10 protein-coding genes are annotated in these 11361 nt (G+C 61.2%); 4 read left to right on the top strand and 6 right to left on the bottom strand.

Translation table 11 applies throughout. The features are described 5' to 3' along the window. Positions 1 to 116: 116 nt before the first annotated feature. Positions 117 to 542: a cupin domain-containing protein gene (locus ABR948_RS22855; protein ID WP_428122404.1), complete on the bottom strand. Its 426-nt coding sequence runs from the start codon at positions 540 to 542 to the stop codon at positions 117 to 119. Between the two features lie 402 nt (positions 543 to 944). Further along, positions 945 to 1262, bottom strand: a complete 318-nt coding sequence (locus tag ABR948_RS22860) for a hypothetical protein (RefSeq protein ID WP_428122406.1) — start codon at positions 1260 to 1262, stop codon at positions 945 to 947. Positions 1263 to 1783: 521 nt separating this feature from the next. On the opposite strand from ABR948_RS22860, the gene ABR948_RS22865 reads away from it, so the two are divergent. Further along, a complete protein-coding gene (locus ABR948_RS22865) occupies positions 1784 to 3118 on the top strand; it encodes a type 2 periplasmic-binding domain-containing protein (protein WP_428122409.1) in 1335 nt (444 codons plus the stop codon). On the opposite strand, the gene ABR948_RS22870 is transcribed toward ABR948_RS22865, so the two are convergent. Further along, the gene (locus ABR948_RS22870) at positions 3119 to 4216 is read right to left on the bottom strand and encodes a YXWGXW repeat-containing protein (protein ID WP_428122412.1); all 1098 of its coding nucleotides are present in this window, start codon (positions 4214 to 4216) and stop codon (positions 3119 to 3121) included. It abuts the gene before it with no gap. Between the two features lie 457 nt (positions 4217 to 4673). Here ABR948_RS22870 and ABR948_RS22875 point away from each other — a divergent pair, with 457 nt between their 5' ends. Next, complete coding sequence (locus ABR948_RS22875) at positions 4674 to 5417, top strand: outer membrane protein (RefSeq protein WP_428122415.1); 744 nt, start codon at positions 4674 to 4676, stop codon at positions 5415 to 5417. 520 nt (positions 5418 to 5937) lie between these two features. Here ABR948_RS22875 and ABR948_RS22880 read toward each other — a convergent pair. Next, entirely contained in the window at positions 5938 to 6147 is a 210-nt protein-coding gene (locus tag ABR948_RS22880) for a hypothetical protein (protein WP_428122417.1), read from the bottom strand. 376 nt (positions 6148 to 6523) lie between these two features. On the opposite strand from ABR948_RS22880, the gene ABR948_RS22885 reads away from it, so the two are divergent. Beyond that, complete coding sequence (locus ABR948_RS22885; RefSeq protein WP_428122419.1) at positions 6524 to 7270, top strand: gluconate 2-dehydrogenase subunit 3 family protein; 747 nt, start codon at positions 6524 to 6526, stop codon at positions 7268 to 7270. 11 nt (positions 7271 to 7281) lie between these two features. Next, positions 7282 to 9048, top strand: a complete 1767-nt coding sequence (locus ABR948_RS22890) for a GMC family oxidoreductase (RefSeq protein WP_428122421.1) — start codon at positions 7282 to 7284, stop codon at positions 9046 to 9048. A gap of 663 nt (positions 9049 to 9711) precedes the next feature. Here ABR948_RS22890 and ABR948_RS22895 read toward each other — a convergent pair. Next, positions 9712 to 10488 (bottom strand): cupin domain-containing protein, encoded by a 777-nt coding sequence (locus ABR948_RS22895; RefSeq protein ID WP_428122424.1) that lies wholly within the window; start codon positions 10486 to 10488, stop codon positions 9712 to 9714. Further along, complete coding sequence (locus tag ABR948_RS22900) at positions 10436 to 11104, bottom strand: hypothetical protein (protein ID WP_428122426.1); 669 nt, start codon at positions 11102 to 11104, stop codon at positions 10436 to 10438. Before ABR948_RS22900 ends, ABR948_RS22895 begins: the two co-directional genes overlap by 53 nt. Between the last annotated feature and the right edge of the window lie 257 nt (positions 11105 to 11361).

Below are 11361 nucleotides of genomic sequence, written 5' to 3' on the forward strand. Positions count from 1 at the left end.
GCGCCGGGTGAGGGGGACTCTCCGCGAGTCCGTCCCTGTCGAGAGTCCCCCTCACCCGAACCCTCTCCCCGCAAGCGGGGAGAGGGAGTTTGCCGCTGCACCAGCCGATAACCGCATTACGCCGGCGAGGCGAGGGGTTTGCCTTTTTCGACGATATAGGTGCTGAGAACCTTGGTCTTGGCGTCGCCGTTCTTGTTGCCGGCATGCGGGGTTTGCGGCGGCACCACGAAGCCGTCGCCTGGCTTGTACATGCGCAACGGCACTCCCTCGATCGGCAATTCGAAACCGCCTTCGAGAATATAGGCGGATTCGATGCCGGGATGGGTATGCCGCCCGATGGTGACGCCGGCCTCGATCTCGATCGCCACCAGCAATGTCACATATCCCGGCGACGGACCGTCGCTCTGCGACAGAATCTTGCGCGACACCCCGGGTGTCGCCGCGGGCGGCGCGCCTTCCGCCGACGCATCGGTGGCCATGAATCCCGTCAGCGCGCAGATCGCGCAGGATGCGACGCTGGCAAAGTCTCGGCGTGTCAGCATGATGGATCTCCCTATGATGTCCGGATCGCTGGTGCCGGACGTGTTCGTTGTCGATACCGGCATTCTCCGACGCCGGCTTGCGCGCGAAAAATGCCTGAGCGCAGGGTGGTTGGCAAGCGGGAAGGGAGACTTCCGTCATTGCGAGCGAAGCGAAGCAATCCACACTGCCCGTTGTACACTCCGTCATTCCGGGATGGTCCGAAGGACCAGACCTCAGATGTGCAATTGCACATCGGGGAATCTCGAGATTCCGGGGTTCGATGCGTTGCATCGCCCCGGAATGACGGTGATGGATTGCTGCGCATCAAGCTGGATTGCTTCGCTTCGCTCGCAATGACGACGGCCTCCTGGTGTTTTCTGTTCGCCAAAAAAGAAAGGGGCCGAAACCCCTTTCTTCCGCGATTACCACTGGTGCCAGTGATGCCAATGGTGCCAGCCGCCGTAGCCGCCACCCCAGCCATAGCCACCGCCACCCCAGTAGTGCGGGTGCCAGTAGTGTCGATGCCAGCCGTAGCCGCCGCCGTAACCACCCCAGTAATGCGGATGGTAATAGCCGCCACCGTAACCGTAGTGATGGCGGGGCCAGCAATGGCCCCATTCGTTGCAGACGTAACCGGCAGGGACAACGACTGTCGTTGAGTCCTGAGCCGACGCGGCCGCGCTGGATAAAGCAACCCCGCCGAGTGCAGCGAGGCCAACAAGTGCAGAAACAAGTTTCATGAGTTTCACCTCCTAACATCTGTTGGAGGCGACGAGCGCGCGATGGGTTCGGCGCATTACGCAGGTTTAATGCCGATCAACCATTCGTCGGATAATCCCTCAATTCATTGAACAACACTCGGTGTGTCCGCGTTCAAACGCGCTTGGCGCAGCGCCAGCTTTCCAACTTGTAATGACTTTCCAATTTGTAACGCGCGATCTTTGAACGGCGCATCACGCACGGCCCACCCATCGATGTTGCGATGGAGGGTTCGATGAAGATGATGTCCTGGTCGCGTTATCATTGCCTGTCGAAGCCGTTGCTGCGTGCCGAGCGCCGAACTCGCGCCGTGAGGCTTCGCAAGGCGAAACTTCACAGGATCTGGTCACGCCGCCGCATCCGGCAGCCATCAGCTTCTTGCGCCGGTAACGCCCTGACCCGCTATTTCCAATTTGTAATCCGGCTGTTTCGAACCTAAACGTGGTCAGGCATGACCGATGTCCGGGACTTCCGTCCCGAGACATCTGCGCGCTGGATGATCATGAAATCGCTTCAGATCGAACTGCCGTTCTGGGTTCGCGCCGTGCTGCTGGCGGGGGTGTTTTGCATTGTCGCGGGCGCCGGCCTGATTGCGTACCGGTTTTATCAGCGGCCGGTGACGCTGACCGTCGCGGTCGGCTCGCTCGACGGCGAGGCCAGGCAGGTCGCCTCATTGATCGCCGGCCGCCTCGCCACCATCGAATCCCCCGAGCGACTGAAGGTCGTGAATTCCGGCAGCGTGCTCGATGCCGCCAAGGCCTTCGCGTCGGGCCAGGCCGATCTCGCGGTGGTGCGGGCCGATGTCGGCGATCTCTCGCAGGCCCGAACCGTCGTGATGACGGCGCATGGCGTGGTCATGTTGGTGGCGCCGCCGGGGTCTTCCATCACCAGCATCGCCAAATTGCGTGATCACACCGTCGGCGTGGTCGGCGGCGAAATCAATCACGGGGTCGTCGAGGCGCTGAAGAAGGAATATGACCTCGGCCGCGCCAATGTCACCTTCAAGGATATCGCGCCCGCGGACGCGCGCCGCGCGGTGCAGGCCAGGGAGGTCGCGGTACTTCTATTGGTGGTGCCGCTGACCGACCGGTATCTGTCGTTTGTGAAGGGCCTGTTTCGCGAGAGCGCGAATTCCCAGCCGGTGCTGATCCCGATCGATTCCGCCGGCGCCATCGCCGACGTCAAAGGGCCCTATGAGAGCTTCGATATTCCCAAGGGCACCTTGCGCGGTGCGCCGCCGGTGCCGGATGACGACGTCACGACCTTGCGGGTGGGATATTATCTGGTGGCGAACCGGCATCTCAATGCCACCGTGGCCGCCGACCTCGCCAAGAAGATCATGGGCGTGCGCCGGGACCTGGTCGGCGAGGAGCCGCTGCTGTCGGGATTGGCCGCGCCCGAGCTCGATGCCGACGCCTATCTCTCGGTGCATCCCGGCGCCGCCGCGTTTTTCAACGGCACCCAGGAAAGCTTCATGGACCGCTACGGCAACGCGATCTACCTCACGCCGATGGCGCTCGGCGCGCTGGCGTCGATGTTCGCGGCGGCCTGGCGCTTTCTCGGCGTGCGCGCCAACGAGGCCGCGCATCCGACGCTGGATGCGTTCTGTGTGCTGCCGGGACGGATCAGGGACATCGACGACGAGACCGAATTGCGGGCGATCGAGGATGAGGTCGACGGCATCCTTCGCGCCCAGCTGGCGCGAACGGCCGGTCAGGAAGAGGGCGCCTCCGAAGCGCAGGCGCTGATCGCGGCCGCGCATCGGCTGGATAATCTGATTCATCACCGCCGCACGCTGCTGACGGCGCGCGCGGCGGCGAACGGGACCACGGCTTAACTAGCGCTTTTCTTCCTCGCGCTCGGGCGGCCGCGGTGCAGGCGGACGAGGGGGCGGGGGCGCCATGCGGGGCGGCTGTTCGCGTGGGGCAGGAGGCCGTGCGGCTTCCGGCGGCGGTGCCGGTCGGCGCTCTTCCACCCTGGGCTCGGCTTTCGGCGGTTCGCGGGGCGTCTCAACCGGCCGGCGTTCCTCAACGCTCGGTTCGGCCTGCGGCGGGCGCCGCGGCGCTTCGGCGGGAGTTTTTTCTTCCGCCCTCGAAGGCTCTCGGCCCGGCTCAGTCGCGCGCGGCGGCTCCTGCCCTGGACGCTGCGACTCTTGCTGCCGGCCGGGTTCGCGGTTCGGCGCGTTGACTGGAGAAACCGGCGTGCGGCTCGCGCGCGTCACGCCTTCGCCCTGCATGACACCGGGGCGCGCGGTTGCCGCGACCGCGGGTTCGCCGTGGTTCTGCTTCGAGAACAACGCGCGGTCCTTGCTGGCGGCCTCGACGTGCTGACGCTGTAGCGGCGTCGCCTCGACATGCCGCTCGCGCGCCAAAGTTTCCTGTTGCGGTGTCGGCCGTGCGGTCGTGCCGCCATTCCCGCCGTTGAAGCTGGCGCGATTGACCGTGTTGTTCACGATCACCGTCTGGTTATAGACGTTGGTGATCCTGACATTGGTGATGTTGTTGACGGCGCGGTTGTAGAAGAACGAGCCATGATCCCAATGGCCGCCGTAATAGCCATCGCCGGTATAGCCAAAGCCATAGTCGATGCCGCCATAGAAGCCCACTTCGCGTCCCCAGTATCCGGGGTGGAAGGCGTAGCGACCGCCGACCCAGCCCCAATAGGCTGGCGTCCACAGCAATTCAGGCTGCGGCGGCTCCACCCAGGTGCCAGGCACCCAGTAGTAATCACCCTCGTTGGGATCCCAGGACCAGTAGCCGGGCACCCAGATATAGCCCTCGGCGGGAATGATCGGCTGCTCGTAATAGGGAAGCGGTGGCGGCACAATCTCGACACTGACGTCGACCGCGAGCTGGGCCTGCGCCGGCGCGGTCAGATAGGCGGGGAGGGCTGCGCCCAGCATGAGGGCGACAACCGACGATCGGAAAAACTTCATATCAACGCTTCCATTGGTGAGGAGGGACGGCGGCAAAGAGGCAAGGAGGGACAGCTCAGCTAACGGGAGAACGATCGAATGGTTCCATGTTCCGCATGGAGATCGTGCTGTTGCGGACGCCCAATAAGCAACGCGGCCGCTGAATGCAATCTGAACAACCGGGTTCGAAATCGCCGGGAAATTGCTGCCGGCGTGCCATAAATCGCAAAAAATCATATTCAAAACGTCATATTAAAAAGGAAGTCGCTCCAGCGCGCAGTATCGCCGCATCCGCGTTCGAGAAGACTCATGCATCGCGGCAATCGGTGGACCTCTCGCAGGCGCGGAGCGGCCTGCTATTTTCCTGTCATATTAGAATTGTATTGAAGGCACGGGTTTGCTTCCGTTGAAGCCGGTAAATTTGCCTGGCAACCAGCTGCTTCAGATCAAGCCAATCGAACCAGCTGGGGATTGTACGATGAGGAAGTTTCTGCTGGGCACGGTTGGTCTGGCCGCGTTGGCGATGGCCGCTCCCGCTTTCGCCGCCGACCTGGCGTCGGCGTATACCAAGACGGTCGAGCCGTCTTATGACTGGAGCGGCTACGTCCTCGGTATCAACATCGGCGGAGGCTGGAGCCACAATTGCTGGACCAATACCAGCTTTCTCGGCGTTGCCACCGTCCCGGGCGTTGCCGAAGGCTGCAACACCGCGACCGGCGGCCTGGCCGGCGGTGAGGCCGGTTATCGCTGGCAGGTGAGTTCGTTGGTGTTCGGTCTGGAAGCTCAGGGCGACTGGGCCAATCTGTCAGCCTCCAATGCAAGCTTCTTCAATCCCGGGACCAGCAATCAGACGCAGACCGATGCGCTCGCTCTGTTCACCGGCCAGATCGGCTACGCCTGGGACAACGTCCTGTGGTACGTGAAGGGCGGAGCGGCGCTCGCACACAACACGTATAACGGTCTCGCTGCCGGCGCGGCATTCGATCAAGCGACCGAAACGCGTTTCGGCAGTACAGTCGGCACCGGTATCGAAGTTGGCTTCTTGCCGAACTGGTCGTTCGCGCTGGAATACGACCACGGCTTCATGGGCAGCCAGAACCTCACTTTCACGGCCGTTCCCGTCGCCGGAATTTCCCGCAACGACAGCATCAATCTGGGCGTCGACATGGTTACCGCCCGCGTCAATCTTCATTTCGGCGGTCCGGTCGTCGCGAAGTATTGATCCCTGATATTGAGTAGACCCAAAGCCCCGGCGTCTTCCGGGGCTTTTTTCGTCGTCCGCGAACAGGATATTCTCGACCCGCCATCGCGTTAAAGCAGAAGTGAATGGAACGGTTGAGCCAACGGCGCGGTTGTCTCCTATCTCAAGACAAAGGAGACCATCATGAACGTTACAGCAATCGCGCTGGCAACAGCGCTCACTCTCACAAGTACACTCGCGCTGGCACAGACCTCCGGAACGGAGGGATACGGATCGGTCGTGGCGCCTTCCGTGGGTTCGTACCCCACCTCGGTGGGGTCGACAAATGTAGTCCCCACCTGGAGGAACACCGGTCCCGCAGCGGCGCTGCCGAGATCGAGGGTCCGTCGCGCTTCCGGGAACACGAGTTCCGGGGTCGCCAGGTAAAGAAGGCCGCCGCATTTGCGCGGGATCGCTGCCAAAGCAATCTTCTTCGGGCTGCACGCGGCCTCGCGCCGCCGCGGCTGCGAGCCGCATCGGCGAACGGCTCAATCGCTGGCCGTCATTCCCTGAGATCGAACTGAAAGCGCAATCGATGCGCGATTTCCTCGACGCGCCGTTGGTATCCAATCGAATCGCCAGGTGAGGAAATAACAGTCGGCTGCCAGCCGTACGCATGATCCTTGCGAACGTTGACATCGACCTCCCGAATACCCAGCGCGGAAATGATCATCTCGGAGAGCTGATCGGCGGTTTTGCGGTCCTTGACCATTTGGCATCTCCAGCCTCGAAGCAGTTGGATGTGATCAAGGCAGGAAGGTTTAAACAATCTCCGAATTGATGCGGCCGTTTTCGGCTGGATCGGGAACTGTGACCGACGGGCTGGGCGGCTTGTCGGCTGCGAGCCGGAACGCGAGTCGATCCGCAATGTTGCACCGCGGTCATTGGTAGACGCGCGGGGGTTGCGCGTACGCCACCTTATGGCTTCCGTGTACCCCAAGCCGGGTGCTAGGGTTTACGCTGATCCTTGGTCATCCGGGGAACGTGGACGAAACAGTTCGCCGCTGGATGGCTCCATTGGTTGAAAAAACTTTGACGCGCCCTGACTGGGATCACTGAACGGCGCGCATTATGTCCGGGGGGATTTCATGTCTGATCATGAAGGTGTGCATCGACGCGATGTCTTGAAAGGCATCGGCATTACCGGAGCCGCGGTCGGCATAGCGACGACAACCGCGCCGCCGGCGCTCACTGAGGCGCAAGCGCAAGGGACAACGCACGCCCACACGCATCCACCCGAACGAAACGGCGAAGCTACCGATATTTTCCGCTACTTCACGCCGCCGGAGGCCGCGGTGATCGTCGCACTCGTCGACACCCTGATACCCAAAGATGATGTCGGTCCCGGCGGCGTAGAGGTCGGCGTGCCCATTTTCATCGATCACGAACTGGCCGGTGCCTATGGCCGCGGCGCCCGCATGTTTCTCAACGGTCCGTTCGGCGAAGGCACGCCGCAACAGGGCTATCAACTTCCATTGCCGCCCGCCGATCTCTACCGCGTCGGCATAGCCGATCTCAACGCCTGGTGCGCCAAGACCCGCGACGGAAAGAGATTCGACCAGCTTTCGACGGCCGATCGTGCAGCCGCACTCAAGGCGCTCGAAGCCGGGCAGGCGGAATTCACGCAAATCCCGTCACGCACCTTCTTTAGCATCCTGCTGCAGAACACGATGGAAGGATATTTCGCCGACCCGATGTACGGCGGCAATCGTAACAACGCAGTGTGGGCGATGATCGGATTCCCCGGCGCGATCGGCATGTATGCGGACGACATCGAACAATATCGTAACAAACAATACGTCGTTGCGCCGAAATCCATCCAGGATCTGAGCTGAGGGAAACGACCATGTCAACGAAGCTAAAAGCTGCTGACATCGTTATCGTTGGTCTCGGCTGGACCGGTGGCATTCTGGCAAAGGAGCTTGCCGACACCGGTCTCTCGATCGTTGTGCTCGAACGTGGCAAACCGCGCGATACCAATCCGGATTTCACGTATCCAAACGTTCACGACGAACTTAAATACGCACAGCGCCACGAATTGATGCAGGACGTCTCGCGCGAGACGCTGACCTTCCGCAATAATTCAACTGAGACCGCGCTGCCGATGCGCCAGCTCGGTTCGTTTTTGCCCGGCGAAGGCGTCGGTGGCGCCGGCGTGCATTGGAACGGCGTAACATGGCGCTGGCTGCCTTGGGACCACGAACCGGAAAAGATGACGCTCGCGCGTTACGGCAAGTCCGCCATTCCGGAGGGCATGCAACTCCAGGACTGGGGCGTCTCCTACGACGAACTCGAACCTTACTACGATAAGTTCGAATATCTGTGCGGGGTTGCCGGCAAAGCCGGAAACCTCGCCGGCAATAAAATTGACGGTGGCAATATATTTGAAGGCTCGCGCAAGCGCGACTATCCCAATCCGCCAATGATCCATTCGTATGCGGGCGAACTGTTCGAGAAGGCGGCGCGAACCCTCGGCTATCATCCCTTCCCGGGGCCATCGGCCAACATGTCCCAGCCCTACATCAATCCCGACGGCGTTGCATTCGGCTCATGCCATTATTGCGGCTATTGCGAACGCTTCGGTTGCGAAATGAACGCCAAGGCAAGCCCGCATTTCACCGTAATCCCGCTCGCGGCGGCGAAAAAGAATGTGGAGATACGCACCGACTCGCGCGTCATGAAGGTCAACCTCGATGCCGCCAAAAAGCGCGCCGAGAGCGTGACCTATCTCGACGCAGCCGGCCGCGAGTTCGAGCAACCGGGCGGCCTGGTGGTCCTGGCCGCCTATGCGCTCGGCAATGTCCATCTGATGCTGCTATCGGGCATCGGCCAACCCTACAACCCCGCGACCGGCACCGGTGTTGTCGGCCGCAATTATGCGTATCAGATCGGCAGCGGCGCCAACGTCTTCTTCGACGAGAAGACCTGGATGAATCCATTCATGGGCGCCGGTGCGTTGAGCATGAACATCGACGACTTCAACACCGGCAGCTTCGATCACCTCAAGGAAGGCTTCATTGGCGGCGGCGGCATCTCGACGCCGAGTGCAGGCGGACGACCGATCGGCTTCCGGCCGGTGCCGTCAGGTACACCTGCCTGGGGTACCGATTGGAAACGCGCAGTCGTGCGCCACTACAACCACACGCTCGCGATCGTCAACCAGGGCAGCGTGATGGGCTATCGCCAGAACTATCTCGATCTCGATCCGACCTATCGCGATCGCTATGGCCGACCGCTCATGCGCATGACCTTTGACTTTCAGCAAAACGAGCAGAAGCAGGCGAACTTCATCGCCGACGTTTGCGTCAATATCGGACAAGCGATGGGCGGCGAGCGCGTCGCACGGCGCGGAGCTCCGCAGCGCTACAGTATCGTGCCGTATCAGAGCACGCACAATACCGGCGGAGCAGTGATGGGAGCCGATCCGACGAAAAGCGCGCTCAATCCCTTTTCACAAACCTGGGACGTGTCGAACGTGTTCGTCACCGGCGCCTGCTCCTTCCCGCAGAATGCCGGCAAAAACCCAACCGGTCCCGTAGGTGCGCTGGCCTTGAGAACTGCGGATTCGATCAAACGTTATTTAAAGAATCCGGGGCCGTTGGCGCCGGTCTAAGGCCACGCTGCTGTTGAACAAGCAATCATACTAACGAAATCGCGCCGTCTTATGGGCCGCCGGTTTCAGCAAGGGACATCGTAGCGCCCGTGGTCAGGCCGGGCGTGGAACTATCGTCATTGCGCGGGGCAGCCCAACACCTATCTCAATCTTGTGGCTACAGTCGCCGGGTCCGGCCCGAAGAACGCGCACAAGACTTTGGAGGAGACGATGATGAGAAGGCTTATTGTTGCGGGCACGGTGCTCGCGCTGACCGCCGGGGTAACGGCCGGCGCGACGGCTTCTGACCAGAGGGCCGATAAAAGCGGTCGTCACGCTGGACGTTTCCATACCGCCGCGGTTGGTGGAACACATCACATCAGGCGTAGCAGCCGACTTGCCGGCGCGCCCCGCCCAGAGAGCCAGTACCCTGGCGGCGGGAGCCCGGGTTACCACGGTGGTTTTATCGACCTCGGCCCGCTCGGGATAACAGCCGCTTGTGGCTCCTACCCCCATGGATACGGCACCTGCGGTCCGGGCTACGGAACGTCGATCAACGCGTGGTCTTATTAAGTGCGCCACGGCAAGCGCCCGAAGGACCTTCACCGATTGGGTGGCAACGCTCGCTTCGGGCTTGCCACCTGCTTCGGCAGACTCATCGCCGAAGGACCTCTGCGGTCGCTTCTACTTAAGCTCGGTAATCACCGCGCTGCCGGACTTGCCAACAAGAAGCTCGCTGTGCACGCGATTGCCTCTGTTGAACCGGGTGTCCGCGAATTTATACTCGTTCAGGACGCGCTTCCCATCCGGTGTGATTGATTCCAGCGGCGTATCCTCCTGGTAAACGACCACTACGTCCGTGTTGTGGAAGTGCATCACCGTTGGTTTTCCCGGCGTCCATCGAAAGCTCCAGACGATCACGCGATCATTTTCCAGAAGCTTTACAATTCCCTCGCGAGGGTACGCATTTGGATAGCCCGAATTATTCACGATCGGCGCCTCGGGATGATCCTTCAGCGCGATGACCATGTTACGCGCGCCTGCTTCGCCGGGAACGTCGCCCTTGTGGCCAAACACGGCAGTGCCTTTCAGGGAAACAGCGACAAAGTCGTTATCCGCCGGCGGAAGCAGGTTCATCGTGTCCCACACGGTGACGCGCTCGTTTTGGATGATTGGCCCGCCATCTTGCGCATGCACCGGGACGCTGAGCCAAAGAACAATCAGCGTGGTGATGACAGCGGCCCGTTTCATATTTTCTTTCCGGCAGGCATTGATCGGAGGCGCCGCGAGCGTAACCGGAGGAAACACAGGCGCAATCACGGCTGAGAAATGCTCGGTTGAAATCAACGTGATTTGACACTGATTCTCCAAACTAACTTCACCGACCTCACGCCGCCGACGTAAGGCGTCAATCCTCACCGACCCGCAGCGCGTGCAGTTGATCGGGAAAATTTGCGTCAAGCTCTCGCCAGAGAACGTCCTCGAGGAGGACTTCGTTCTGACCTCTGTATTCTTTGTTGCCGTCCCGCCAGGGCGTGTCGCGCCAGATCAGCGGTTCTCCAGTGGCGCGCTCACGTAGCTTCCAGTTGGCGAAGTCCGGCAGCATTCCAAAAAGCTCCGTCCCGTCGTCTTGCAGCGGAAACTTATGCGCCGGCATTTCGCGCCATTGCAGCCGCTGGGCGCGCCCGAGGACGTTGATGAAGTAGTACGCAGTGGCGAAGTCTAGCGTGGCGGCGGTCTTGGGCTCAGCGTGACAGGCGACGGAAACAAATTCGACCTGACCGGGCGCCCAGTGCTCCATGACCACGCGCGCCCGCTCAGAGAACACGATGATGTTTCTAGCCGTATGAAATATGTCGGGAAGCTTGGCGCTAGCTCTGTCGAACGTGAGAGATTTCGGGAAATATGACGCCGGGATAGGCAGGTTCTGAGGAACAAATTCCATCCAGCCCTCGGCCATATCCCACGCCTTGAGGCTAAATATCGTCCCATTGAAGTATTTCGGATCGAATTTATAGACCATGACCGGCGCGTCTCGTTTGCTGGCTTGGAAGCCAAAGGCGAGCAACGGGAACAAAATCGCGCACGTCCTTAGCCCCTGCAAGACGTAAGTTCGGGCAGCACTCCTCGTGATGTCCGTTCCGGATCAATCGCGCCATCGATCCTGCCCACGCACGGCTCCGCACATCACAACGCCGACAGATACCGCGCCATGGCATCGCGCTCGCGCTCGCTCAGCGCCTGCATGAATTTCGGCATGTCGAGATTGTTGGTCCGCTCACCGGTGGCGAAGCCGCGCATCGCGGCGACCAGATAGTCGTAGCTGAGCCCGGC

This window comes from Bradyrhizobium sp. (assembly GCF_050014615.1).
Lineage (GTDB): Bacteria > Pseudomonadota > Alphaproteobacteria > Rhizobiales > Xanthobacteraceae > Bradyrhizobium.

What these genes read in the sequence shown, in the direction of transcription:
- ABR948_RS22855 (WP_428122404.1), bottom strand. Translation starts at nt 542, where the DNA reads ATGCTGACACGCCGAGACTTTGCCAGCGTCGCATCCTGCGCGATCTGC.
- ABR948_RS22860 (WP_428122406.1), bottom strand. Translation starts at nt 1,262, where the DNA reads ATGAAACTTGTTTCTGCACTTGTTGGCCTCGCTGCACTCGGCGGGGTT.
- ABR948_RS22865 (WP_428122409.1), top strand. Translation starts at nt 1,784, where the DNA reads ATGAAATCGCTTCAGATCGAACTGCCGTTCTGGGTTCGCGCCGTGCTG.
- ABR948_RS22870 (WP_428122412.1), bottom strand. Translation starts at nt 4,216, where the DNA reads ATGAAGTTTTTCCGATCGTCGGTTGTCGCCCTCATGCTGGGCGCAGCC.
- ABR948_RS22875 (WP_428122415.1), top strand. Translation starts at nt 4,674, where the DNA reads ATGAGGAAGTTTCTGCTGGGCACGGTTGGTCTGGCCGCGTTGGCGATG.
- ABR948_RS22880 (WP_428122417.1), bottom strand. Translation starts at nt 6,147, where the DNA reads ATGGTCAAGGACCGCAAAACCGCCGATCAGCTCTCCGAGATGATCATT.
- ABR948_RS22885 (WP_428122419.1), top strand. Translation starts at nt 6,524, where the DNA reads ATGTCTGATCATGAAGGTGTGCATCGACGCGATGTCTTGAAAGGCATC.
- ABR948_RS22890 (WP_428122421.1), top strand. Translation starts at nt 7,282, where the DNA reads ATGTCAACGAAGCTAAAAGCTGCTGACATCGTTATCGTTGGTCTCGGC.